Source organism: Pseudomonas putida, from assembly GCF_004357765.1.
Lineage (GTDB): Bacteria > Pseudomonadota > Gammaproteobacteria > Pseudomonadales > Pseudomonadaceae > Aquipseudomonas > Aquipseudomonas putida_U.
In genome coordinates this window covers 76,868-100,281 of record NZ_SMTE01000004.1, presented here as the reverse complement: position 1 = coordinate 100,281, position 23,414 = coordinate 76,868, and the positions used below count along the sequence as shown (strand labels likewise).

The 23,414-nt window shown below is 63.1% G+C and carries 21 protein-coding genes; 11 read left to right on the top strand and 10 right to left on the bottom strand.

Annotation, left to right across the window (positions count from 1 at the left end; all coding sequences use genetic code 11):
• Position 1: 1 nt before the first annotated feature.
• From E2H86_RS06985 to E2H86_RS06970, 4 genes are read left to right on the top strand one after another with little or no spacing between them, the layout of a single operon-like run.
• Positions 2-286: a hypothetical protein gene (locus tag E2H86_RS06985; protein ID WP_133326082.1), complete on the top strand. Its 285-nt coding sequence runs from the start codon at positions 2-4 to the stop codon at positions 284-286.
• 3 nt (positions 287-289) lie between these two features.
• Positions 290-1,159 (top strand): DUF72 domain-containing protein, encoded by an 870-nt coding sequence (locus E2H86_RS06980; RefSeq protein ID WP_133326080.1) that lies wholly within the window; start codon positions 290-292, stop codon positions 1,157-1,159.
• A 40-nt stretch (positions 1,160-1,199) separates the two neighbouring features.
• Positions 1,200-2,030 (top strand): isocitrate lyase/PEP mutase family protein, encoded by an 831-nt coding sequence (locus E2H86_RS06975; RefSeq protein ID WP_133326078.1) that lies wholly within the window; start codon positions 1,200-1,202, stop codon positions 2,028-2,030.
• A 3-nt stretch (positions 2,031-2,033) separates the two neighbouring features.
• Positions 2,034-2,723, top strand: coding sequence for an extensin-like domain-containing protein (locus E2H86_RS06970; protein ID WP_133326076.1), 690 nt, complete (start codon positions 2,034-2,036; stop codon positions 2,721-2,723).
• 2 nt (positions 2,724-2,725) lie between these two features.
• Here E2H86_RS06970 and E2H86_RS06965 read toward each other — a convergent pair whose 3' ends face one another.
• Positions 2,726-3,349, bottom strand: coding sequence for an energy transducer TonB (locus E2H86_RS06965; RefSeq protein ID WP_133326074.1), 624 nt, complete (start codon positions 3,347-3,349; stop codon positions 2,726-2,728).
• 105 nt (positions 3,350-3,454) lie between these two features.
• On the opposite strand from E2H86_RS06965, the gene E2H86_RS06960 reads away from it, so the two are divergent.
• On the top strand, positions 3,455-4,237 hold the full coding sequence (locus E2H86_RS06960; RefSeq protein WP_133326581.1) for a class I SAM-dependent methyltransferase: 783 nt from the start codon (positions 3,455-3,457) through the stop codon (positions 4,235-4,237).
• Between the two features lie 91 nt (positions 4,238-4,328).
• Here the strand turns inward: E2H86_RS06960 and E2H86_RS06955 are convergent, their stop codons facing one another.
• The gene (locus E2H86_RS06955) at positions 4,329-4,958 is read right to left on the bottom strand and encodes a TetR/AcrR family transcriptional regulator (RefSeq protein WP_133326072.1); all 630 of its coding nucleotides are present in this window, start codon (positions 4,956-4,958) and stop codon (positions 4,329-4,331) included.
• A gap of 181 nt (positions 4,959-5,139) precedes the next feature.
• Here E2H86_RS06955 and E2H86_RS06950 point away from each other — a divergent pair, with 181 nt between their 5' ends.
• A complete protein-coding gene (locus E2H86_RS06950) occupies positions 5,140-6,240 on the top strand; it encodes an efflux RND transporter periplasmic adaptor subunit (RefSeq protein ID WP_133326070.1) in 1,101 nt (366 codons plus the stop codon).
• Between the two features lie 6 nt (positions 6,241-6,246).
• On the top strand, positions 6,247-9,321 hold the full coding sequence (locus tag E2H86_RS06945) for an efflux RND transporter permease subunit (RefSeq protein WP_133326068.1): 3,075 nt from the start codon (positions 6,247-6,249) through the stop codon (positions 9,319-9,321).
• 67 nt (positions 9,322-9,388) lie between these two features.
• Here the strand turns inward: E2H86_RS06945 and E2H86_RS06940 are convergent, their stop codons facing one another.
• The 4 genes from E2H86_RS06940 to plsB all read right to left on the bottom strand — a co-directional run bounded on the left by E2H86_RS06940 (position 9,389) and on the right by plsB (position 13,925).
• Positions 9,389-10,075: a DUF4197 domain-containing protein gene (locus E2H86_RS06940; protein WP_133326066.1), complete on the bottom strand. Its 687-nt coding sequence runs from the start codon at positions 10,073-10,075 to the stop codon at positions 9,389-9,391.
• 33 nt (positions 10,076-10,108) lie between these two features.
• Entirely contained in the window at positions 10,109-10,507 is a 399-nt protein-coding gene (locus E2H86_RS06935) for a YbaY family lipoprotein (RefSeq protein ID WP_133326064.1), read from the bottom strand.
• 100 nt (positions 10,508-10,607) lie between these two features.
• On the bottom strand, positions 10,608-11,297 hold the full coding sequence (locus E2H86_RS06930; RefSeq protein ID WP_133326062.1) for a hypothetical protein: 690 nt from the start codon (positions 11,295-11,297) through the stop codon (positions 10,608-10,610).
• Positions 11,298-11,438: 141 nt separating this feature from the next.
• Positions 11,439-13,925: a glycerol-3-phosphate 1-O-acyltransferase PlsB gene (plsB, locus tag E2H86_RS06925; RefSeq protein ID WP_133326060.1), complete on the bottom strand. Its 2,487-nt coding sequence runs from the start codon at positions 13,923-13,925 to the stop codon at positions 11,439-11,441.
• Positions 13,926-14,153: 228 nt separating this feature from the next.
• On the opposite strand from plsB, the gene E2H86_RS06920 reads away from it, so the two are divergent.
• Complete coding sequence (locus E2H86_RS06920; protein WP_003252255.1) at positions 14,154-14,363, top strand: cold-shock protein; 210 nt, start codon at positions 14,154-14,156, stop codon at positions 14,361-14,363.
• Positions 14,364-14,482: 119 nt separating this feature from the next.
• Here the strand turns inward: E2H86_RS06920 and E2H86_RS06915 are convergent, their stop codons facing one another.
• Genes E2H86_RS06915 through dapE form a run of 3 tightly spaced genes read right to left on the bottom strand, consistent with a single transcriptional unit; the run spans position 14,483 to position 16,838 of the window.
• Entirely contained in the window at positions 14,483-14,857 is a 375-nt protein-coding gene (locus E2H86_RS06915; RefSeq protein ID WP_133326058.1) for a hypothetical protein, read from the bottom strand.
• A 17-nt stretch (positions 14,858-14,874) separates the two neighbouring features.
• Entirely contained in the window at positions 14,875-15,687 is an 813-nt protein-coding gene (locus E2H86_RS06910; RefSeq protein WP_133326056.1) for a putative RNA methyltransferase, read from the bottom strand.
• Positions 15,687-16,838: a succinyl-diaminopimelate desuccinylase gene (gene dapE / locus E2H86_RS06905; protein ID WP_133326054.1), complete on the bottom strand. Its 1,152-nt coding sequence runs from the start codon at positions 16,836-16,838 to the stop codon at positions 15,687-15,689. Before dapE ends, E2H86_RS06910 begins: the two co-directional genes overlap by 1 nt.
• Positions 16,839-17,019: 181 nt before the next feature.
• Between dapE and E2H86_RS06900 the strand changes: the two genes are divergently transcribed.
• From E2H86_RS06900 to E2H86_RS06890, 3 genes are read left to right on the top strand one after another with little or no spacing between them, the layout of a single operon-like run.
• Positions 17,020-17,667: a DUF1120 domain-containing protein gene (locus E2H86_RS06900; protein WP_133326052.1), complete on the top strand. Its 648-nt coding sequence runs from the start codon at positions 17,020-17,022 to the stop codon at positions 17,665-17,667.
• Between the two features lie 8 nt (positions 17,668-17,675).
• Positions 17,676-18,392 (top strand): fimbria/pilus chaperone family protein, encoded by a 717-nt coding sequence (locus E2H86_RS06895; RefSeq protein ID WP_133326050.1) that lies wholly within the window; start codon positions 17,676-17,678, stop codon positions 18,390-18,392.
• The gene (locus E2H86_RS06890) at positions 18,392-20,776 is read left to right on the top strand and encodes a fimbria/pilus outer membrane usher protein (RefSeq protein WP_133326048.1); all 2,385 of its coding nucleotides are present in this window, start codon (positions 18,392-18,394) and stop codon (positions 20,774-20,776) included. The genes E2H86_RS06895 and E2H86_RS06890 overlap by 1 nt, the downstream gene beginning before the upstream one ends.
• 19 nt (positions 20,777-20,795) lie before the next feature.
• Here E2H86_RS06890 and E2H86_RS06885 read toward each other — a convergent pair whose 3' ends face one another.
• Positions 20,796-23,384, bottom strand: coding sequence for a glycosyltransferase (locus tag E2H86_RS06885; protein WP_133326046.1), 2,589 nt, complete (start codon positions 23,382-23,384; stop codon positions 20,796-20,798).
• Between the last annotated feature and the right edge of the window lie 30 nt (positions 23,385-23,414).

The window sequence follows — 23,414 nt, the reverse complement described above, 5'->3', positions numbered from 1 at the left end:
CATGCGTATCGATGGTTTCTCACCGCAGTCTTATCCGATCAAGCGTGCCCCACGCAAGGCTGCGGTGCGGGACGATGCCATCGATGATGCCGAACTGATCGACGATACCGAGGCTGCCCAGGCCGCTCCGGTACGACCTCGCAGCGGTTTACCGGCCCGCCAGCAGGATCTGGTGTTTCCCCGGGCCAGTGATCGGCGCACCGCCAGGGCGCTGGCCAGCTACCTGAGTACCGCAGGTTTCAATGACTGGGACATGGAAGTACTGGGGCTCGACCTGTACATTTGACGGATGAATTCGTCCTCCCTGCCTTATTTTCTCGGTTGTCCCTCCTGGAGCGAAATGGCCTGGCGCGACTACCTGTATCCCGCCGATGCCCGCCCCAACGAGTTTCTCGGCCTGTATAGCCAGGTGTTCAATGCGGTGGAGGGCAATACCACCTTCTATGCCCGACCTGCGCCTGCCACAGTAGCCCGTTGGGCCCAGGTTATGCCTGCGCATTTCCGTTTCACCGCCAAGTTTCCGGGTGATATCAGTCACGAGGCGGATTTGCGCGATCGGCTCGAATCGGCCTTCGACTTCACGCGCCTGCTGTCGCCGCTGGGGGAGCGTGTGGCGCCTTACTGGCTGCAGCTGCCGGCGCAGTTCGGCCCAGCGCGTCTGGCCGAGTTGAGCGCGTTTCTCGATCAGATTGGCGTGCCGGTGGCCGTCGAGGTGCGTAACCAGGCGTTTTTCGCCAAGGGCGAGGAAGAGCGCCTGCTCAATCGCCTGCTGCATGAGCGCCAGGTAGAGCGCATCTGTCTCGACCCCCGTGCATTGTTCAGTTGCACCTCACGCGAGCCTGCGGTGCTGCATGCCCAAACCAAAAAGCCCAAGGTCCCACCACGCCCAGCCGCGTTCAGCCAGCATCCGCAGGTGCGCTTCATCGGCCACCCGACCTTGGCGGCCAACGACAGCTTCCTCACGCCCTGGGTAGCCAAGGTCGCCGAATGGATCGAGCAAGGGCTCAGCCCTTATGTGTTTCTGCATACCTCGGACAACCGCTTGGCCGCAGCGCTCGCTCAGCACTTCCACCAGCGTCTGATGGCGCGTCTGCCGGGACTCGCCGCTTTGTCTGAATTGCCGCGAGCCCCTGAGGTCGAACAATTGGGGCTACTCTGACGCCACCCCATTGCCTGATCGACCTGCTGGAGACGCCATCATGGATGTACAAACCCTGCGAGCCGAAGCCTTCAAGGCGCTGCACGAGCGTGACGGTGCCTTCGTCATTCCCAACCCGTGGGATGCCGGGTCGGCGCGGCTCCTGGCCGGTCTTGGCTTCGAGGCCCTGGCCACGACCAGTGCCGGACTTGCCTTCAGCCTTGGCAGACCCGATGCCGAAGCAGCCTTGAACCTGGAGGAGACGCTGGAAAATGCCAGGGCCATCGTCGACGCCACGCCCTTGCCGGTAGCCGCAGATCTGGAGAACGGTTTCGGTGAACTGCCGCAGGATTGTGCGCAGGCCATCCTGCGAGCGGCCGAGGCGGGGCTGGTGGGTGGTTCGATCGAGGATGCCACTGGCCGCAGCGACGCGCCTATCTACGACCTGGCCCTGGCGGTCGAGCGGGTGCGGGCGGCGGCACAGGCCGCACGCAGCCTGCCGTTCCCCTTTACCCTGTGTGCCCGGGCCGAGAACCTGCTGCATGGCCGAATGGACCTGGACGATACCATCCTGCGCCTGCAGGCCTTCGCCGAGGCGGGGGCCGATGTGCTCTATGCACCGGGACTGCGCAGCGTCGACGAAATCCGTGCGGTGGTTCAGGCCGTGGCGCCGAAGCCGGTGAACGTGCTGATGGGCCTGGCCGGCGTACCTTTGAGCGTCAACCAACTGCAAGACATGGGTGTGAAGCGTATCAGCGTCGGCTCGTCGATGGCCCGGGCGGCCATGGGCGCCTTGCAGCGTGCGGCGCTGGAGATCCGTGAACAGGGCACCTTCAGCTACGGCGAACAGGCGCTGCCATTCGCCCAGCTCAACGACCTGTTCCGCCGCTGACCGATGCGCTGGCTGCTGGGGCTGCTGCTCTGCCTGGCGCTCGCCGCGGGCCTTGCCTGGCATCAGGGGGGGCGGCCACCGGCGGCGTGGAATCCGTGGGCGCCACTGGATGTCAGCCAACCCCCCAACCTGCTGACTTCCTACAAGCTGTCGCGCCTGGCCGGCGATCCAGCATTGTGCCGAGAGGCCTTGCAAAGCTCCGGCCTGCGCTATCGAGCCCAGGCCGACAGCCCGTCGTCGGCGAAATGCCCGCTACGCAACGTGTGGCGGATCGAAGGAGGGCAGGCGCGCTTGTCCAGCAGTTTTCTGGCCAGTTGCCCGCTGGCGGTGGCGTATGCGCTGTTCGAGGAGCACGGCCTGCAACCGGCAGCCCAACGTGTATTTGGCCAACCGGTGACGCAGGTGGACCACCTCGGCAGCTTTGCCTGTCGCAACGTGTATAACCGTGCCCAAGGCCGGCTGAGCCAGCACGCTTCGGCCAATGCCCTGGATATCAGCGGGTTTCGGCTCAAGGATGGTCAGCGGGTGGTATTGGCGCGGGACTGGCAGGGTGAGGGGCAGAAGGCCGCGTTCCTGCGAGAGGCTCGGCAAGCGGCGTGCGAGGTGTTCGGGACAGTGTTGGGCCCGGACTACAACGCGGCGCACCACAATCACTTTCACCTGGACATGGGGCACTGGCAGGTCTGCCGCTGACCTCAGGCGTAGGTGCGCACGTTGTTCAGTACCACCGGACGCGCCCAGTGGATGTCGAACTCCAGTGCCTGCTGCTGTTGCGCCAAGGTGAGCTCATCGAACGGCTCGGCGGCGGGTGGCAGCAGGTCCATTTCGAACTCGGCGATCGGCAGGTGCAGCGGACGGGTTGCAGGGGCGGGGCCGGGCACCGGTAACTCATGGCCCTGGCTCATGACCACGGGCCGCAACCAACTGTTGTTGACGTCGAGCTGGCGTTGCTGCTCGATCAGCTCGGCAGCGCTGTAGGGTTCGGCTGCAGGCTCGAGCAGGTGAGCTTCCAGTTCCGCCTTGGGCAGGAACAGCGGCTCAGGTGGTGCGACCTCAGTATCCTGGACATTGCAGGCGCGCTGCGCATCGATCAGCGCCAGTGCCCGGGCGCCACCGATAGGCTCGCCACTTTGCTTGTCGTATTGCTCGACCAGCGCCTGGCTGAAGGTGTCCGGCTCCGGCGCTTGCTGCTCGGCCATGGCGCGGGCGAAGAAATCCTGCCACAGGTGGCTGACGCCCCCCAGTGCCTGGGTATTCTGCCGACCGTAGTTGTCGACAGGCGACAGGTAGGTCAAGCCGATGGAAAGAGTCTCTGACATGGCAGTCGTGCGCGCTGTGCTCTGGCAGAATAGCGGGATATTGCCTGTATCGGCCGTGGCCGGTGATTCATTAAGGCTTCATCAAATTTTTCGAGTGCGGTGGTGATGGTAGAGCAGGAGCAGGGCGCAGGGCTCAGGGTCGAGGCACTGACCCCCGAATATGCTGGGCGGGCCAGCGAGTGGGCAGAACGTCTGGGGCTGCCGCTGGTGGACGATGAGGCCGGTTTCGCCGTGCAGGTCGGCGCTGACGGTTTGCAGATCCAGCAACTCGGCCCCCAGGCCCCAGGCCCGGTGCGGGTGGACTTCGTAGAAGGCCAGGCGGCGCACCGCCGACTGTTCGGTGGTGGCAACGGGCAGATGATCGCCAAGGCGGTGGGGATTGCCCAAGGTGTACGGCCTCAGGTGCTGGATGCCACGGCGGGCTTGGGCAAGGACGCATTCGTGCTGGCCAGCCTCGGCTGCCAGATGACCCTGATCGAACGTCAGCCGTTGATCGCAGCCCTGCTCGAGGATGGCCTGGCCCGTGCGGTCGGGGATGCCGAGGTCGGCCCGATCGTCGCGCGCATGCGGCTGCTGACCGGCAATGCCATCGAACGCATGCGCAGCTGGGAAGGCGAGGCGCCGCAGGTGATCTATCTCGATCCGATGTTTCCCCACCGCGACAAGAGCGCATTGGTTAAAAAGGAAATGCGTGTGTTCCGGCCCTTGGTAGGCGACGACCTGGACGCCCCGGCCTTGCTGGAAGCGGCGCTGGCGCTGGCCAGTCACCGAGTGGTGGTCAAACGCCCACGTAAGGCGCCGATCATCGACGGGCCCAAGCCGAGCCATAGCCTGGAAGGCAAGTCGAGCCGGTATGACGTTTATCCGAAGAAGGCGCTCAAGGCTTGATCAGGTAGAGCTGTGCCGGCCTCTTCGCGGGCACGCTTCCACAGGGGGGTGTGAAATTCCTATGGGAGATCACCCAGCCCCTGTCAAATTCTCAGGGCCGGAAAGCCCGCATAAACACCCCGACCACCTCGCGCACATGCGCCTCGGCCTCTTCCCCTTCGAGCGGTCCCGCACAGCCCAGCAGCAAACGATAATCCGGCGCGCCCTTGACCAGGCAGAAGAAGTGCTCTGCCGCATGCAGTGGATTTGCGATCCGTAGCAGCCCCCGCGCATCGATATCCCGCAGCAACGCCTCCATTCCAGCCAGCACGCGCTTGGGCCCGGCTTCGTAGAAATACTCACCGAAGCTTGGGTCCTGGCTACCCTGGGCCATGATCAAGCGGCTCAGCTTCACCGCCTCGTCGCTGCTGATCAACGCCTGGAAACCACGGGCGATGTTCAGCAGTACTTCCTCCACCGGCACACCTTCGGGGTACTCGAACAGCAGATCGGGCAGTTGGATCTGGCAGGTGGCCATGACCGCCGAGCAGAACAGGGTCTGCTTGTCGGTGAAGTGGCTGTACACGGTGAGCTTCGAAACACCTGCCGCCGCAGCGACCGCATCCATGCTGGTGTTGGCATAGCCGAGACTGAGGAACAGCGACTTGGCCGCCTCGAGGATGGACTCGCGCTTGGCCAGGTCCTTGGGGCGACCTGGCCCGTTGGGTGCGTCGTTGGGCATTGGAATCCGCGTATGGATGAATGGACGTCTATCTTAGCCGCTCAGGTGCGTTTGGGCTGCAAGAGATACTCCAGCTTAATGTGGTTTTTCTTGACCGTGCCGGCTTCCCGGCTTCGCTTGCCTGATTTAGTATACTCACCAGTATAAAAACTCGACATCGCTCCTCGCGAAAGGACTCATCATGTTGCGCCCTGCCTTGTCTTTAACTGTGCCGGTGCTTGCCGCCCTGCTGCTGGTCGCTTGCGGCCAGGAGGCGACACCGCCCGCTAGCCCTCGTCCGGCGTTGGTGGTTCAGCCACAGCCGCTCGAAGCCGGGGCCGACAGCTACCCCGGCGAGGTGCACGCGCGCTTCGAACCGGACCTGGCCTTCCGCATTGCGGGCAAGGTCAGCCGGCGACTGGTCGAGGCGGGGCAACGGGTCAAGGCCGAGCAGCCGTTGGCCGAGCTCGACCCACAGGATGTGCGCCTGCAACTGGAGGCCAACCGCGCTCAACTTGCGGCCGCCGAGGCTAACCTGTCGCTGGTGCGTGCCGAACGCGACCGGTACCGCAAACTGCTGGACCGGCAGATGGTCAGCCACTCCCAGTACGACAATGCCGAGAACCTCTACCGCGCCGGTCTGGCCCGTGTGAAACAGGCCAAGGCCGAGTTCGACGTTGCCGGCAACCAGGCCGCCTATGCCGTGCTGCGAGCGCCCCAGGCAGGGGTGATCGCCAAACGCGAGGTCGAGGTCGGGCAGGTGGTCGCCGCAGGGCAGACGGTTTTCACGCTGGCCGCCGATGGCGAGCGTGAAGTGGCCATCAGCTTCCCCGAACAGCAGTTCGCTCGGTTCGCCGTTGGCCAGGCGGTGAGCGTCGAACTCTGGTCGCACCCTGGCCAGCGTTTCGAAGGGCGCATCCGGGAACTGTCGCCTGCCGCCGACCCTCGTTCGCGAACCTTCGCCGCGCGCATCGCGTTCACTTCGGCCACCGTGCCGGCCGAACTGGGGCAGAGCGCCCGGGTGTACATCAGTCATGAAGGCCGGGTGCCCTTGGCGGTGCCGTTGTCGGCGGTCAGCTCGGAAAATGGTCAGGCCTACGTTTGGCGGGTCAACCCCGAGCACCGTCTGGAGCGGGCACCGGTGCGTCTGGGTCCTTATGGCAGCGAGCGTGTGCCGGTGCTCGAGGGGCTCAGCGCCGACGACTGGATCGTCGCCGCCGGCGGCCACGTGTTGCGTGAAGGGCAGACGGTACGGCCCGTCGACCGCAGCAACCGGGTAGTCAACCTGACGGCCAAGGAGTAAGTCCCGATGGGTTTCAACCTTTCTGCCTGGGCGTTGCGCAATCGCCAGATCGTTTTGTTCCTGATGATCCTGCTAGCTGCGGTGGGGACGATGTCCTACACCAAGCTCGGTCAAAGCGAAGATCCGCCGTTCACCTTCAAGGCCATGGTCATCCAGACCTTGTGGCCGGGCGCCACGGCCGAGGAGGTGTCGCGCCAGGTCACCGAGCGTATCGAGAAGAAGCTGATGGAAACCGGCGAGTACGAGCGGATCGTCTCTTTTTCGCGTCCGGGCGAGTCCCAGGTGACCTTCATGGCCCGCGACTCGATGCCGTCCAAGGATATCCCCGAGCTGTGGTATCAGATCCGCAAGAAGGTCTCGGACATTCGTCACACCTTGCCGCCAGAGGTCCAGGGCCCATTCTTCAACGATGAGTTCGGCACCACCTTCGGCAATATCTATGCGCTGACCGGCCAAGGTTTCGACTATGCGGTGCTCAAGGACTATGCCGACCGGATCCAGATCCAACTGCAGCGGGTCAAGGATGTGGGCAAGGTCGAACTGATCGGCCTGCAGGATGAAAAAGTCTGGATCGAACTCTCCAACCTCAAGCTGGCGACCCTTGGCGTGCCATTGGAAGCGGTGCAGCAGGCGCTGCGCGAGCAGAACGCAGTCAGTACCGCAGGCTTTTTCGAAACCCCCAGCGAGCGTTTGCAGCTAAGGGTCAGCGGGCGCTTCGACAGCGTCGAGCAGATCCGCCAGTTTCCCATTCGGGTCGGTGATCGCACCCTGCGCATAGGCGATGTCGCCGAGGTGCACCGAGGCTTCAACGATCCACCTGCGCCGCGCATGCGCTTCATGGGCGAAGATGCCATCGGCCTGGCCGTGGCGATGAAGGACGGTGGCGACATCCTGGTCCTGGGGAAGGCCCTGGAAGCCGAATTCGAACGGCTGGCGCGCAATCTGCCGGCGGGCATGGAGCTGCGCAAGGTCTCGGACCAGCCGGCGGCGGTCAAGGCAGGAGTCGGTGAGTTCGTCCAGGTGCTGGCCGAAGCACTGGTCATCGTGTTGCTGGTGAGCTTCTTCTCGCTCGGGCTGCGCACCGGCCTGGTGGTGGCTCTGGCCATTCCGCTGGTGCTGGCCATGACTTTCGCGGCGATGCATTACTTCGGCATCGGCCTGCACAAGATTTCCCTCGGCGCACTGGTGTTGGCGCTGGGCCTGCTGGTGGACGATGCGATCATCGCCGTGGAAATGATGGCAATCAAGATGGAACAGGGCTTCGACCGTCTCAAGGCGGCCAGCTACGCCTGGACCAGTACCGCGTTCCCGATGCTGACGGGCACGCTGATCACTGCGGCGGGTTTCCTGCCCATCGCCACCGCAGCGTCCAGTACCGGTGAGTACACGCGCTCGATCTTCCAGGTGGTGACCATTGCCTTGCTAACGTCCTGGGTGGCTGCGGTGCTGTTCGTGCCCTATCTGGGCGAGCGGCTGTTGCCGGACCTGGCCAAGATGCATGCTGCCAGGCACGGCAAGGACGGGCACGCCCCGGACCCCTATGACACACCGTTCTATCAACGGGTCCGGCGTCTGGTGGAGTGGTGCGTACGACGGCGCAAGACGGTGATCGTGCTGACCATTGCCGCGTTCGTCGGCAGCATCCTGTTGTTCCGTTTCGTACCGCAGCAGTTTTTCCCCGCCTCTGGCCGTCCGGAACTGATGGTCGATCTCAAGCTGGCCGAAGGCGCTTCGCTGGCCAATACGACCGAGCGGGTCAAGCAACTGGAGGCTCTGCTCAAGCAGCAGGATGGGATCGACAACTACGTGGCCTATGTCGGCACCGGCTCGCCGCGTTTCTATCTGCCGCTGGACCAACAATTGCCTGCGGCGAGCTTCGCCCAGTTCGTGGTGCTGGCCAAATCGCTCGACGACCGCGAACACCTTCGCAGTTGGCTGATCGCTACGCTGGACCAGCAGTTTCCCGACCTGCGCGGTCGGGTCACGCGCCTTGAAAACGGTCCTCCCGTGGGCTATCCGGTGCAGTTCCGGGTGACGGGCGAGCACATCGAGCAAGTACGGGCCTTGGCCCGTGAAGTGGCGGCCAAGGTGCGCGAGAACCCGCATGTGGTCAACGTGCACCTGGACTGGGAAGAGCCGAGCAAGGCGGTATACCTGAACATCGATCAGGATCGTGCGCGGGCGCTGGGCGTAAGTACGGCGCACTTGTCGAGTTTTCTGCAGAGCTCGCTGACCGGTACCTCGGTCAGCCAGTACCGTGAAGACAACGAATTGATCGAGATCCTGTTGCGTGGCACCCCGCGCGAACGCAGCGAGCTGGGCAACCTCGGTAGCCTGGCATTGCCCACCGACAACGGTCAGAGCGTGGCCCTGTCGCAGGTGGCGACCCTGGAATATGGCTTCGAGGAGGGCATCATCTGGCACCGCAACCGCTTGCCGACGGTGACTGTGCGTGCCGATATCTACGACCAGGAGCAGCCCGCCACCTTGGTGCGCCAGATCGAACCGACCCTGGCCGCGATCGAGGCCAAGCTGCCCGACGGCTACCTGCTCGAAGTGGGTGGCACCGTGGAGGATGCCGCCCGCGGGCAGAAGTCGGTGAACGCCGGCATGCCGCTGTTCGTGGTGGTGGTGCTGAGTTTGTTGATGGTCCAGTTGCGCAGTTTCTCGCGCACGGTGATGGTGTTCCTCACCGCGCCCCTGGGGCTGATCGGCGTGACCCTTTTCCTGTTGGTGTTCCGCCAGCCTTTCGGCTTCGTCGCCATGCTCGGGACCATCGCCCTGGCGGGGATGATCATGCGTAACTCGGTGATCCTGGTCGATCAGATCGAGCAGGATATCGCCGCCGGGCTGGACCGCTGGCAGGCGATCATCGAGGCCACCGTGCGGCGCTTCCGACCCATCGTGCTGACCGCGCTGGCGGCGGTGCTGGCGATGATTCCGTTGTCGCGCAGTGTGTTCTACGGACCGATGGCGGTGGCGATCATGGGTGGGCTGATCGTGGCCACGGCCTTGACGCTGCTGTTCCTGCCGGCGTTGTATGCGGCCTGGTTCAGGGTGAGGAAAGGCGACAAGCTATAAGCTGCAAGCCACAAGAAGTGTGGGGGCACGCAAGTACCGCTTTTCTTGCAGCTTGCAGCTATGCGCTTCAGAGCGCGCTGAAGACCTTCTTGGCCAGGCTGGTGGCCGCTTGTGCCGGGTTCTGGCGAATGCTCTGTTCTTCTTTGGCGATCCTCTCGAACAGGCCATCCAGGGCCTTTTCGGTCACATAGTTCTCGATGTTGGCGTCGTCCTTGATCAGGCCCAGGCTCTTGGCCTGACCGGCGAATGCATTGTACTGCTGGGCCACTCCGACCTTGTCGGTGGCTTGCTTGACGATGGGCAGGAACTTGGCGCGGATCTGTTCGCGGCTGCTCTTGTTCAGGTACTGGGTGGCCGAGTCGTCACCGCCGCTGAGGATGCCCTTGGCGTCGGCTACGCTCATTTTCTTCACCGCATCGACGAGGATCGCCTGGGCCTGTGGCACGGCGGCCTCGGCGGCGGCGTTCATGCTGTTTTCCAGGGCTTCGACTTTATCGCCCTGGCCGAACATCTTCATGGCCTTGGCCGCCTTGCCAAGTTTGCCGGGCAGCTCGATGCGCACATCCGGGTTGTCGTTGAAGCCGCCGGGTGCGCTCAGTTGCTTGACGGCAAGCTGCGCGCCCTGAGTCAGGGCATCCTTGACGCCGGCGCTGGCATCGGTCTGCGACAGGTCGCCCAGCGACAGGGCCATGGCGCTTGCCGAGAGCATCAGGCCAGCGCATAGGGAGGTGAAGCGCAGGGTGGAGCGAATCATGTGTATTTCCTTATCGACGAATGGGTACGGAGTTCAGCGAGCCGGGTCGACCTTGACCCGTACCGGTTGCGGGTCGCTGCCGTCGAGCAGCACGCCGTGGTGTTCGGTGTTGATGAACAGCAGCTTGCCGTCCAGTTCGATGCGCGCGCTCAGCGCGTAGCGGTGGCCAGGCTTGATCTGGGCCGGGTCATAGGTGAGGTGGAACGGCAGCGGCACGTTGCCTTTGACCGGGCCGGCCTGGCGAGCCAGGGTCACGGCTGGGGCGTCCATGAGCGAGACGTCCTGCAACTCCACACTGAGGGTGGCGGCAGGCGGCAAGGCGATGCGTTGCAAGTAGTAGACTTCACCGTCAAGGCTGACTGGTTTCGAGGTGGGGGTGCTGGAGCAAGCTGCTAGCAGGGATGCGCAGCACAGCATGATGAGCTTTTTCATGGAATCTCCCAACGACTTGGGCCGGTTATCGGCCGGCCCGCGTCACTTTAACGGATTTCCATCCTGCAGGGCGATGGAGCGGGCATCCCGCTGCAAAGACTCATCTGCGTTTTTTCAGCGTTATCTGCAGGTTCTGACCCAGTTCGGTGGGCGTGGTTTGGCGTAGCAAGCAGGTCGCCACCGTGCGTCCGTTAGGTGCCAGTAACCAGATCATCACGTCATGGCTGGTGTCGTCGTAGGTCAGCGCTGTCTCATCGAAATCCAGCGAGAATGGCGTCTGCGGCGCAGGAAACGGAATATTGCACTCGACTATCCGGTGGTAGAGCTGGGTCCTTTTGTTGTCGTAGCCGACTTCGTACAGACCCACCCTGAGCAGGTGGTCGGCCAGATTGTCGGTCGGCGGGATCGTCAAGGTGCCTGCGATTCGCGACGAGTTGGCAAGGGTTGTTCTGCCTGGTATGACCAGGTTGTATTCGACGTTGGGTTTGCCAGGGTCCAGGGTCAGCGGCAAGGTGACGCGCGCTTTCTCTGCATCCTTGTCGTAGCCTGCGGTGACGAAGGCGGCTAACTCCAATGCCTCGCCGGCTTTGAACGTCCGGGCGTCGACCTGCAGCCGATAGGATAGCGGTGACTGGTTGAAGGCCATCAACTGATAGGTCAGCGCGTCCCCCCGTGTTTTCGCGCCGGGACGGCTGAGTGTTACGCAGACTTGGTGAGGCCGAGCCGTGAATGCCGGCAGATCGGCCAGGCTGATCGATCCCTGCAATTGAATGAGGTGTTTGTTCGTCATGGGCTCCCGCTCCTTCATCGTGAATGTATCGCGCCGGTATTGGCGTTGAAGGGAGTCTGGGAGCGGGGCTGGCAGGGAGTCAGAGGGAAGCGGTGCTCACGTGGGGCTCTGTCTGCTGTCCCCACGCTGGATACAAATCGATCAGGTATCGATGGGCTCTTGAGGCTCGTCATGGTGTAGCGCGACTTGACGAATCGACAGGCGGAGTTCGGCTGAAAGCACGCGCTTGGCCACCCCTTCGGTGAGCTCGCCAAGTTTCTCGTGATAGCTCAGCTTACCGTTACCATCCGGGCGCAGCACGCCTTGTTCGAGCAGAGTCTGGATGAAGTGACGGAACAAGGTCTTGTCGAAGAATTCCGGTGCGTTGAGGCCATGCAGGATCGACAGGCGCTGCGCCATCATCACGCACAGGTCTTCGAGCGCCTCGGCGCTGAGCGTGTGCTGGCCGCTGTTGAGCAGCAGCGAGGTCGCCATGTAGAAACGTTGTAGCGTCTGGGTGATGGCGCGGGCCAGCAGGGTCAGCAGTACGAACTGCCGTGAGCTTGGCGCCGGGCGCATGAATGTGTCGCCTTCGCGGCGCAGCAAGCCTTGCTCGACCAACACGGCCAACCACTGGTCGATCGCTTCGTCCAGCTGCTCGGGTGCCCAGCGCAGGAACAGTTCGGCCTGCAGGTAGGGATAGAGCGCGTGCACATACTGACCGAGCAGATCCCGGCTCATCCGCGAACTGCTGAGGAAGAAACTGGCGAGCAGGCCTGGCAGAGCGAAGATATGCAGCACGTTGTTGCGGTAATAAGTCATCAGTACCGCGTTGGCTTCATCCAGATAAAGGATGCGGCCCATGGCATCGTTCTGCTCGGACAGCAGGTCCATGCCCCTGACATGTTCGATCAATGCCTGCCCGTCACCTTCGGGCAAGGTGGTGTGGCTGGAGTACGGCACTTGGCGCAACAGTGCCAGGTACAGGTCGAGTACGCGGACCAGGGCGCGCTCGTCGAGAGCGAGGCGGCTACTGGACAGCAATGCCAGGGCCACCAGGTTGACCGGGTTGACCGCTGCCGCCTCGTTCAGGTGACGGGCCACGGTTTCGCCCAGGCGGGTGGTGGTTTCGTTGAGCCAGGCTGGGCGGAATTGTGGGCCGAGGTCCTGCTCACGCCATCCGGGTTGCTGCTGGTCGAGAAAGCCGGCCAGGCGGATCGGTTCGCCGAAGTTGACGTAGACCTGGCCGAAGCGCTGCTTCAATGCACCGATGACCTTGAAGATGTCGAGAATCGATTCCTTCTTCTTGCTGGCACCCCGTAATTCGCCCAGGTAGGTGCGGCCCTCGAGCACTCGCTCGTAGCCGATGTAAACCGGCACGAAAACGATCGGCGTGCGCGAGGAGCGCAGGAAACTGCGCAGGGTGATCGCCAGCATGCCGGTGCGTGGTTGCAGCATGCGACCGGTCCGCGAGCGCCCGCCCTCGACGAAGTACTCCACCGGGAAGCCCTTGGTGAACAAGGTGTGCAAGTATTCGTTGAACACCGCCGTGTACAGCGGATTGCCCTTGAAGGTCCGGCGCATGAAGAATGCGCCGCCGCGGCGCAACAGGCCGCCGATCACAGGCATGTTGAGGTTGATGCCGGCGGCGATATGTGGGGGTGTCAGGCCGTTGCGAAACAGCAGGTATGACAGCAGCAGATAGTCGATATGGCTGCGGTGGCAAGGTACGTAGATCACTTCGTGACCTGGCGCGATACCCTGTACCTGCTCGATGTGGTTGACCTTGATGCCGTCGTAGATCTTGTTCCAGAACCAGCTCAGGACCACTTCCAGAAAGCGGATGGCGGTGTAGGTGTAATCCGAGGCGATCTCGTTGCCGTAGCGCAGTGCCTGGGCTTCGGCCTTGGCCAGCGGGATGTTCTCGCGAGCCGCTTCCTCACCGATGGCCTGGCGCACCAGCGGCGCATGGACCAGCCCCTTGACCAGATGGCGCCGGTGCGAGATGTCCGGGCCGATGACGGCGGTCTTGAGATTGCGAAAATGCACGCGCATCAGGCGCTGGGCCATGCGCACCGTGCGCTCGTGCCCCTTGTTGTGTTCGACCAGTTCGCGCACGTGGATAGGGGCAGAGAACTGCACGCGGGTCTTGCGGCCAAGGATGAGGACGGTCAGCAGCCGGCGCAAGCGACCGGTAACGGCCCAACTATCGGCGAACAGCAGTTTCCAAGGGCTCGACTCACTGGCCGGGGTCTGGCCCCAGAACACGCTGACCGGAATGATCTGCGCATCTTCTTCCGGGTGCTGGCTCACAGCCGTGACCAGGCGTTGCAAGGTCGGTGGCGCGCCGCGTTTGTCCTGGCGGCCGAGCCAGTCGGGTTCGGGAGTGAGGTAGAAGAACGCCGCGGGCTCCTGCTGGTTGGCGACACTGACGGGCAGTACCGGCCGTGGCAGCCCCGCCTTGGTGCATTCGCGGTCGATCACTGCGAGGTCGGTCAACGAGGGCGAAGGCAGGGCATAGAACACCGGGCGGCTGCGGTCGAGCTGCAAGGTCACGGATGACTGGTTGATGGTTTCTGAGCGCACCCACAGGTACAACAGGCGACGGAGGGCGCCGAAGATCAAGCGGCGCAGGGGGGAACGGGTCATGGGGTGAGTGCCCTGGGGTAAAGTTCGATGAGTATGCTGCCCGTTAGTCTGCCGTATCCGCAGAAGTTCAGCAAAATACGCGATTTTGTCTGCCAGTCATGAATCTTTTTTGTTCTGTGTCATATACTCGGCCTGCACCTTGCAAGATATTCGAGCAAGCGGCGTCGGCACGGGGGTGACCTTGTGCCTGCAAGGCGATCTTCACAATAAAAAACCGGAGTAGTTCAGATGTCGTCTCGTGAGACTGGGAATGTAAAGTGGTTCAACGATGCCAAGGGTTATGGCTTCATTCAGCGCGAAGGTGGTGCGGATGTCTTCGTCCACTATCGGGCGATCCGCGGTGAGGGGCATCGTACCCTGGTCGAAGGGCAGCGGGTGGAATACGCCTGCGTGCAGGGCCAGAAAGGCCTGCAAGCCGAGGACGTGGTAGGCCTCTGAGCCTCTGGCTGTAAGCGTGTAGGAGCGGGCTTGCCCCGCGAACACCGGCGCAGCCGGTGCCAGTCACCGCGGTGTTCGCTTCGCGGGACAAGCCCGCTCCTACAGAGAACACCATGCTGTCAGGTGCGCCAGGTGATTTCTTCTTCACCGTCGGCGCTGATGCGGATCCATCGATCGGCATCCTCTTCACCGTCTTCCTCGACCCAGCCACCCGGCGCGCAGCGGACTTCCACGCCCAGCGCGGCAAAGGCGGCGCGTGCGCAGGCGACATCGTCTTCCCACGGAGTCTGGTCACTTTCCAGATAAAGACTGTTCCATTTCCCTACAGCTTTGGGTAACCAAGTGACCGGAATGTTACCGGCCTTGCACTTGTAGGTCTGGCCTTTCTGCTGCCATTCGCTGCAAGTGCCTACAGCTTGGTCGAGCCACTGGGCGATTTGCTTGTGGTCGACGTCGGCGTCTTTGAGATAGATCTCGATATCAGGTTGGCGCATAGGGGGCTCCAGTGTGCTCAGTCTTGGCGCACGAAATAGTCATAACGCATGGAAACCGTGACCTCGAAGGGCTCGGGCTGATCGATCACCCGGGCGCGCTTCTCGGCACTGGCGCGCCAGCCGTGCGGGGTCATCGCCAGCAGGTCGGCACGGGCCTTGGGCGCGGCCAGGCTCAGGCGAAACTCGAGGATCTCGCTATGGTCGTGGGCCATGCCGGGCGGCACCAAGGCCAGGTGCTTGTCGTCAGCGTAAGGGCGCACTTCATCGTAGAGCACTTCACGCAGTTCCATCAGGTGGCCGCTGGTCGGGCCGACCCGCATCAGGCCGCCGCCGGGGCCGAGCACGCGCTTGGCCTCGGCCCAGTCCAGCGGGCTGAATACGCTGGCGATGAACTGACAACTGGCATCGGCCAGCGGTACCCGGGCCATGCTGGCCACCATCCAGGTGACCGACGGAGCTCGCCGGCAGGCGCGTTTGACCGCCTCGCGGGAGATGTCCAGCGCATAGCCGTCGGCCTGGGGCACGGCCTGGGCGAGCTGTGCGGTGTAGTAGCCTTCGCCGCAACCGATGTCGAGCCAGGCCTTGGGCTGGCGCTCGGCGGCGAGTTCGGCCAGACGCCGGGCCACCGGAGCGTAATGCCCGCCTTCGAGGAAATCGCGGCGGGCCTCGACCATGGCCTGGTTGTCACCTGGGTCGCGGCTGTTCTTGTGCTGCACCGGCAACAGGTTCAGGTACCCCTGGCGGGCGCGATCGAAGCGGTGCCCGGCGGGGCATACCACACCATTGTCGAGCCGCGTCAGGGCCGCCTGGCAAAGAGGGCAGGTGAGCATCAGGCGAGCAACCGCACCAGGGTCTGGTAGTAGATCTCGGTCAGCAGGTCGAGGTCGCTGGCCAGGATACGTTCGTCGACCTGGTGGATGGTGGCGTTGACCGGGCCGAGTTCGACCACCTGGGTACCCATGGTGGCGATGAAGCGGCCATCGGAGGTGCCACCGCTGGTGGAGGGCTGGGTGTCGCGACCGGTGACGCCTTTGATGCTGGCCGAGACTGCATCGAGCAGTTCGCCGGGTTCGGTGAGGAACGGAAGGCCCGACAGTGCCCAGTCGATCGACCAGTCCAGCTGGTGCTTGTCGAGGATTGCCGATACCCGCGCCTGCAGGCCTTCGACGGTCGATTCGGTGGAGAAGCGGAAGTTGAACAGCGCGGTGAGCTCTCCCGGCACGACGTTGGTGGCACCGGTGCCGGAATTCAGATTGGAGATCTGGAAGCTGGTCGGCGGGAAGAACGCGTTGCCTTCGTCCCAGTGCTCCGCGGCCAGTTCGGCCAGGGCCGGGGCGGCCAGGTGGATCGGGTTGCGCGCCAGGTGCGGGTAGGCCACATGGCCTTGTTTGCCGCGCACGGTGAGCTTGGCGCCCAGCGAGCCACGACGGCCGTTCTTGACCACGTCACCGAGCAGGGTGGTGCTCGACGGCTCGCCGACGATGCACCAGTCCAGGCGCTCGTTGCGGGCCTTCAGGCGCTCGACCACGGCTTTGGTGCCATGGTGGGCCGGGCCTTCCTCGTCGCTGGTGATGAGAAAGGCGACCTTGCCGCGGTGGTTCGGGTAGTCCTGCACGAAGCGTTCGCTGGCGATCACCATGGATGCCAGACTGCCTTTCATGTCAGCCGCGCCACGGCCGCAGAGCATGCCGTCGGCATCGATCAGCGCCTCGAAAGGCTCATGCTGCCACTGCTGCACCGGACCGGTGGGCACCACGTCGGTATGGCCGGCGAAACACAGTACCGGACCGTCCTGGTTGCCGTGGGTCGCCCAGAAATTGTCGACGTCCTCAATGCGCATCGGCTCGAGCTGGAAGCCCACGGCGCCAAGGCGATTCATCATCTGCGCCTGGCAGTCGGCGTCGACGGGGGTGACCGACGGGCGACGGATCAGGTCGCAGGCCAGTTGCAGGGTTGGGGTGAGGTCGGCTGGGGCCGTCATCGTGGTACTCCAGAAGCGGGCAAGGCAGGCAAGGGGGCAATAGTCTAAAGCAAAACGCCTCAGGCTGAGCATTCACGGGGGATGGTTTCTCTCGGAATGCTTGCCGTCTGACCTCGCGCCAGGCCAGCTCATAAGCTCCTCCAGCCATTGTGGCGACGTTTTGATAACGAGGAGCTTGAACATGAAACGACTACACCGCCTGCTCGTGTTGGCAGCCATGGGAGCCAGCCCATTGGCTTGGGCTGGCAGCGCCGAGATTACCGTCAGCGGCGTGATCAGGCCCAGTGCCTGCATGCCCACCCTCAGTGGTGGCGGCGAGTACAACTTCAAGACCATCAGCAGTAAACAGCTGTCGCAGACCCAGTTCACCCAGATCGATTCGCCCTATCAAGTACTCAACATCCAGTGCGACGGACCGACCCGGTTCGGCTTGCGCGCGATAGATTCCCGGGCCGGTAGCGCAGCGACCGTGGACGGATACAACTTCGGCCTGGGCATGAATGGGAGCAACAAGATAGGTAACTATCAGTTGGCCATTCTCGGTTCGAGCATCGAGGTGGATGGCAAGAAGGCAGTCTCCCGCTTTTTCAGTGGCAATGGTGGTGCCAGTTGGATGCGCGAAGATGGGGTATCTCACAACCGCCTCACCAACAGTCGGTCCAATACCCTGCATAGCTTCGCGCCAGGCAACAGCAGCCAGCCGGTGGCGATTCAAAGCCTGACCGCGCAGATGCGCGTGAATCTGTACATCTCACCCCTCAACAACCTGGATGTTGGCGCAGGTATAGAGCTCGACGGTGCCTCTACGCTCGAAGTGCACTACCTCTGAGGGCATAGATGAAACCGTTCCTGTTTGCTGCGATTGGCCTGGCCAGCGTATTCCTCCTCAGACCTTTGCCCACGCTGGCGGACGGGATGGTACCGGAAACCTCGGTTGTCATCGTCCACGAGGCGGACGGCGAGACGTCGATCCGAGTGCGCAACGATGACGACCGGGCGGCATTGTTGCTGGTGACGATCCAAGACATCCCTGAGGATGATGAACCATTGGTGTTCCTGACTCAGCCGGCCTGGCGGGTGGAGGCAGGTCAGGAGCAGGTGGTGCGGTTCATCCTGCGCGATGATGTGCCCTTGCAGGGGCAACGGCTAAAGCGCGTGGTGTTCGAAGGCGTTCCGGAACTGAGCCCCGGCGGTGACAGCGTCACCAAGGTAGGGGTGACGATCCGCCAGAACCTTCCATTGCTCATTCATCCAAGGGGACTGGAACTGGATCGCACACCTTGGACCCAGCTCGTCTGGAGTCTGGACGCCGGTCAGCTGAGGGTGACGAATCCGAGTCTGCATGTGGTGCGTCTGGCGCAGGATGTCGTGCTGTTGCCCTCTGGCAAAAACGTTTCGTTACCGCGTAGTTACCTCCTGCCCGGTCAATCCCTGCTGGCTTCTTCGGATCACCTTGCACGCAGTGACGTGCAGCGGGTACGCATATTCCCGGCGACCGTGTATGGGTTTGCGGTCGGAGCCTTCGAGACCACGCTCCAGCCGTCCGAACACTGATGCTCAAGCCGTTCGCCTGGATAGCATTGCTGGGGTGCTGCATGTCGGCACTGTGCAGCACGGGGCATGCGCAAGCGGCCGGGTTCGATCGGCAGACCTTGCGTGAGCGAGGCATCGACCCCGGCGTGGCGGAGTACCTCGCCAACGCTGCGCGCTTCACTCCCGGCACCCACCCGGTAGCATTGACGGTCAATGGGCGGGCCCTGGGGCGGGTGGAGGTGCGCATCACCCAAGCCGGTGAATTGTGTATAGACCGGCCTCTACTCGATTCCGCGCACATGGTCGCTCCACCGGGGCAGCTCGACAGTCCTGGCGTTGACTGCGAACGCTTCCAGGCGTCACATCCGCAAAGCATCGTGCACCTCGACCCCCAGGCCTCGGCAGTGGACCTGATCGTACCGCCCCAGGCGCTGTCCCGCGATCGCCACGGCCAATCGTCCGCCCATTACGACTCCGGCGGTATGGCAGGGGTGCTCAACTACGATCTGGCCTGGTCGCAAAATCGATTTGGCGTAAACGCAGAGGATGCCTGGACTGCCAGGACCGAGCTGGGGCTCAACGCTGGAAATTGGGTGCTTCGAAGCCATCAATTGGCCGGCAGCCTGGACGGGCAACAGCGGGTCGACTGGCTCGATGCCTATGCCCAGCGAACTTTTGAGCAGCCGGCGCTGGTCTTTCAGCTTGGGCAGATAGATCTGCGAAATCCGCTCCTGGGTGGCATGGCGGTGACAGGTGTTCAAGCATTCCCTGAGCAGGCCTTGCACGAGGCGAGCGACCAGCGGACCATCGAAGGCATCGCTCAGACCCCAGCGCGTGTCGAAGTGCGTCAGGGGGGAAGACTGGTGCACGCTACCCTGGTTCCGGCGGGGCCATTCGCCCTGGTGCCGCCAGCACTGGTCGACCCCCTCGCACCTCTCGAAGTGAGCATCATCGAGGCCGATGGCAAGAGGCGCAGGCTGAATGTTGCGACGCCTCCCTCGGTCGGGCTCGACTCGCCCGCCGGGTTCACCTACGGTTTGGGGGCAATGCGTGACCACGAGCACTCGCCTACGGTGCTTAGCGGGGGCTGGAACGGTAACCTCGGCGGACGCCTGGCGACCGCAAGCGGCGCGCTGGCCAACGCCGATTATCAGGCTTTGGGTGTGGGGCTCGGGCTGCTTGCCTGGACCGATGCGCAAATCTCGACAGTCTGGCGACAGTCCTGGGCCGGTCGACATGGACACGTGGGCTCGCAGAGCCAACTGCGCCTGGCGCAACGATGGGGACGCAACTGGCAGGCAACCGTCGACTACTCGCGGCAGACCTCTGGCTATCGCCAGCTCCATGAGGCGTTGAACACTGCAGACAAGTCTGGACAGGTTGCGTTCGAACGCCACCAATACTCCTTTTCGCTGTCTTCGCAACAGGCTCGTCTGGGAGGGTTCAGCTTTGGTCTCGGACAGTCGCGCCTGGCCGACGGACAGCGCCTCGGCCGCACCCACCTGGCCTGGTCGAAGGCGCTGTCCAAGGCCACTGTCAATGTCGGGGTGGACTGGGCAAGTCGTACAGGCAGGGGCGGGCGAGCGATGTACCTCGGGCTCAGCGTGCCATTGGACGGAAAGCGGCGGCTACGGCTTTCCCACGTCGGCAAAGGTGAAACTCGACGGACTGGGATCACCCTGCGTCAACAGGTCAATGACCGGCTCGACTATGACCTGGGCCTGGAACAGCGGGCCGGCCAGGATGGACTACGCAGCCGCGCGGGTGTGTCACTGCGAAACGATTCCAACCAGATGCGCCTCGATTATGCAGGTAATGGTCGCGACGATCGCAGCGTGTCTGCCAACCTTCGGGGTGCGGCGGTTGCCCACGAGGAGGGCATCACTCTTTCGCCTTATTCCGTGCACGATACCTTTGCGTTGTTGAACGTCGCTGCGCTGGAGGATATCGAAGTGACGACCCCCAGCGGCCCGGTGCGCACCGACGGTAACGGGCGAGCGGTAGTGGCGCAGGTCGAGCCTTACCGAGAGGTGCCGGTACAGGTGCGTTCACGCAGTCTGCCGCGCAGCGCTGAACTGGATAATGCGATCGTCACCGTGCAGGCGCGTCGAGGCACGGTTTCGAAGGTGGCATTCGACGTCCAGCAACGCAGACGGTTGCTGTTGATGGTATCGCACGATGGAAAGCCCATTCCTGCCGGCGCGAAAGTCACTGACGCCGCCGGCGAGTTCGTCACTCTGGTTCAGCACGCGGGTGTGGTCTTCTTGCACGACTACCGCCAGGGCGCAAGCCTGTCGGTCGAGATACCGGGAGCGCGCACCTGCATCCTCGAGTTCCAGCCAGCCGAGAAACTCGATCCAAACCGCCATTATGAGACGCTGCCCGCTCAATGCCGGGCAGCTTGAAAGCACCGGGCGGGATCGCCTACACCTTGACCGGATCAGCCTGGTGCGCCGGTTTCGGTAGCGAGGACAGCAACGCCATCACCAGCGCCGCCAGGTACGGTAACGATTGCACCAGCAGCATGGCGACCCAGAAGCGCATATCCGAGCTGGGCAGGCCTTGCACCAGGTAGATACCCGCTGCCGCGCCCCATAGCAGCAACATGATGAACAGTTCCTCACGGGCTTCGGCAATCGCCACCATCAGACCATGGCTGTCGGCGTTCTTCGGGGTGCGGAAGAACGGCATGCTGCTGGTGAAGAAACCGTACAGCACGGCCTTGGCAATGGTGTGGGACAAGGCCAGCCCCGCCAGCGCGGCGGCGAAGGCGTCCTTGAGGTTGACCCCGACCGCTCTGCGGTAGAGAAAGACGATCTTGCCAACCTTGAAGAAGAACAGCGCCAGTGGCGGAATGGCGAAAATCATCAGTGGCGGGTCGACCCGGTGCGGCACGATGATCATCGCTGCCGACCACAGCAAGGCGCCGACGGTGAAGAAGATATTCATGCCGTCGGCGATCCATGGCAGCCAGCCGGCGAGGAAGTGGTAACGCTGGCCGCGGGTCAGTTCACTGCCCTTGCCGCGCAGCAGTTGACCAGCATGATGCTTGATGATCTGGATGGCACCATAGGCCCAGCGGAAGCGTTGTTTCTTGAAGTCGATGAAGGTGTCCGGCATCAGACCCTTACCGTAGCTGTTGTGGGCATAGGCCGCCGACAGACCTTTCTCGAAAACGCGCAAACCCAGTTCGGCATCTTCGCAGATGCACCAGTCCGCCCAGCCAAGCTCTTCCAGCACGGTGCGCCGGGTCATGGTCATGGTGCCATGCTGGATGATCGCATCACGGTCGTTGCGGGTGACCATGCCGATGTGGAAAAAGCCCTTGTACTCGCTGTAGCACAGTTTCTTGAAGGCGCTCTCGTGTTGGTCGCGGTAGTCCTGCGGCGATTGCACCACGGCGATCTTCGGGTCGGCGAAGTGCGGCACCATGTGCTTGAGCCAGTTGCGATCGACGCAGTAGTCCGAATCGATCACCGCGATCACTTCGGCATCCTTGGCCGTGTGCGGAATCAGGTAGTTGAGTGCGCCACCCTTGAAACCAGCCAGGGGCGCGACATGGAAGAACTTGAAGCGCTCGCCGAGCTTCTCGCAATGGGCCTTGAGGGGTTCCCACACGGCCGGGTCCTTGGTGTTGTTGTCGATCACCAATACTTCGTAGTCGGGGTAGTCCAGCGCGGCGAGGGCATCGAGAGTCTGCTTGACCATCTCCGGAGGCTCGTTGTAGCAAGGCACATGTACCGACACCTTGGGTCGGTAGGCGCTGTCGGCCTGTACCGGCAAGAACTCTCGGCGCCGCTTGTGAATCCATACCGCCTCGGCCAGTTCGTGGGCTTCGGTGAGCAATACGATGAATACCCCCAGGGCGCCAAGGGCCAGCAATACGCCGACGGTCAAGCTGAACCAGGTGCTGTACTGCTGGCTGTAGTCATAGGCGATCCACACCAGGACCGAACCGCACAGGAAAGTGATGAAGGTCAGGAAGGTCCTGCCCCGCTGACGCAGGGCCGAGCCGTCGATCAGCAAGACGGCGAGGGCGATCATCGCCAGCACCACCGAGGCGACTGCCAGGGCCCGCCACTGGGGAATCGCCACCACCGGCCCTTCGAAGTTGAACTTCTGTTGGCGCTCGGCGTTGAACACGCCCCAGTAGGCACCTACCGAACCTTCGTCGCTGGCCTTCCATGGCTGGTCGTAGGCTTCGATGACGAAGTAGTTGTAGCCGCGTCGGTTGAGGGTGTTGACCAGTGTCCGCAGGTAGATCGCCTGATCGGCCTGGGTAGCGTCGGCGCCGCCGCGCATGCGACCGTTGCTCGGCCAGCCGACTTCCGATAGCAGCAGTGGCTTGCGCGGGAACTGGCGCTTGAGCTCGCGAGCCCGGTCGAGGACGAACTCCACCGAGTCCTTCATGGGCACGAATTCCCAGTAGGGCAGGATGTGCGCGGCGATAAGGTCGACATGGCGGGCCAGTTCCGGGTTCTCTTTCCAGATGTGCCATTGCTCGCTGGTGGTGACCGGTACCTTGACTGCCGCACGAACCCGGTCCAGGTATTGGATCAACGCTTCGGGGGTGACCTCTTCGCGGAACAGCGCTTCGTTGCCGACCACCACGCGCACGACGCTGCGCGAGGTATTGGCCAGGGCGATGCCTTTGGCGATTTCGCGTTCGTTGCGTTCAAGGTCGGGACTGATCCAGATGCCCAGGGTCACGCGCAGCCCCAACTCTTCGGCAAGGCGGGGGATCTCGGCCTGGGTGCCCTCCACGGTATAGATGCGGATGTTGTCCGTCATCTTGCTCATCTGTTCCAGGTCCTGGCGCATCTCGTCGTCGCTGGGGTATTGCCCCTTCTGTGGGCTTTCGCCCAAACGGAACGGCGAGTAGGAGAAACCGGCGATCTGATCGGGCCAGGCCGGGGCGGACACCGGGCGGTTGATCAGCGCCCAGAAGCCGGTGAACAGCGCGGCAATGGCCAGGACCACTACCAGGTTCATGCCGAATTTACGTGAAGACATCGTCGTCCAAATCTGTCGAAGAGATAGGAC

Excerpts from the sequence above, each read along its gene's own strand:
- E2H86_RS06985 (WP_133326082.1), top strand. The coding sequence starts at position 2 with ATGCGTATCGATGGTTTCTCACCGCAGTCTTATCCGATCAAGCGTGCC.
- E2H86_RS06980 (WP_133326080.1), top strand. The coding sequence starts at position 290 with ATGAATTCGTCCTCCCTGCCTTATTTTCTCGGTTGTCCCTCCTGGAGC.
- E2H86_RS06975 (WP_133326078.1), top strand. The coding sequence starts at position 1,200 with ATGGATGTACAAACCCTGCGAGCCGAAGCCTTCAAGGCGCTGCACGAG.
- E2H86_RS06970 (WP_133326076.1), top strand. The coding sequence starts at position 2,034 with ATGCGCTGGCTGCTGGGGCTGCTGCTCTGCCTGGCGCTCGCCGCGGGC.
- E2H86_RS06965 (WP_133326074.1), bottom strand. The coding sequence starts at position 3,349 with ATGTCAGAGACTCTTTCCATCGGCTTGACCTACCTGTCGCCTGTCGAC.
- E2H86_RS06960 (WP_133326581.1), top strand. The coding sequence starts at position 3,455 with ATGGTAGAGCAGGAGCAGGGCGCAGGGCTCAGGGTCGAGGCACTGACC.
- E2H86_RS06955 (WP_133326072.1), bottom strand. The coding sequence starts at position 4,958 with ATGCCCAACGACGCACCCAACGGGCCAGGTCGCCCCAAGGACCTGGCC.
- E2H86_RS06950 (WP_133326070.1), top strand. The coding sequence starts at position 5,140 with ATGTTGCGCCCTGCCTTGTCTTTAACTGTGCCGGTGCTTGCCGCCCTG.
- E2H86_RS06945 (WP_133326068.1), top strand. The coding sequence starts at position 6,247 with ATGGGTTTCAACCTTTCTGCCTGGGCGTTGCGCAATCGCCAGATCGTT.
- E2H86_RS06940 (WP_133326066.1), bottom strand. The coding sequence starts at position 10,075 with ATGATTCGCTCCACCCTGCGCTTCACCTCCCTATGCGCTGGCCTGATG.
- E2H86_RS06935 (WP_133326064.1), bottom strand. The coding sequence starts at position 10,507 with ATGAAAAAGCTCATCATGCTGTGCTGCGCATCCCTGCTAGCAGCTTGC.
- E2H86_RS06930 (WP_133326062.1), bottom strand. The coding sequence starts at position 11,297 with ATGACGAACAAACACCTCATTCAATTGCAGGGATCGATCAGCCTGGCC.
- plsB (WP_133326060.1), bottom strand. The coding sequence starts at position 13,925 with ATGACCCGTTCCCCCCTGCGCCGCTTGATCTTCGGCGCCCTCCGTCGC.
- E2H86_RS06920 (WP_003252255.1), top strand. The coding sequence starts at position 14,154 with ATGTCGTCTCGTGAGACTGGGAATGTAAAGTGGTTCAACGATGCCAAG.
- E2H86_RS06915 (WP_133326058.1), bottom strand. The coding sequence starts at position 14,857 with ATGCGCCAACCTGATATCGAGATCTATCTCAAAGACGCCGACGTCGAC.
- E2H86_RS06910 (WP_133326056.1), bottom strand. The coding sequence starts at position 15,687 with ATGCTCACCTGCCCTCTTTGCCAGGCGGCCCTGACGCGGCTCGACAAT.
- dapE (WP_133326054.1), bottom strand. The coding sequence starts at position 16,838 with ATGACGGCCCCAGCCGACCTCACCCCAACCCTGCAACTGGCCTGCGAC.
- E2H86_RS06900 (WP_133326052.1), top strand. The coding sequence starts at position 17,020 with ATGAAACGACTACACCGCCTGCTCGTGTTGGCAGCCATGGGAGCCAGC.
- E2H86_RS06895 (WP_133326050.1), top strand. The coding sequence starts at position 17,676 with ATGAAACCGTTCCTGTTTGCTGCGATTGGCCTGGCCAGCGTATTCCTC.
- E2H86_RS06890 (WP_133326048.1), top strand. The coding sequence starts at position 18,392 with ATGCTCAAGCCGTTCGCCTGGATAGCATTGCTGGGGTGCTGCATGTCG.
- E2H86_RS06885 (WP_133326046.1), bottom strand. The coding sequence starts at position 23,384 with ATGTCTTCACGTAAATTCGGCATGAACCTGGTAGTGGTCCTGGCCATT.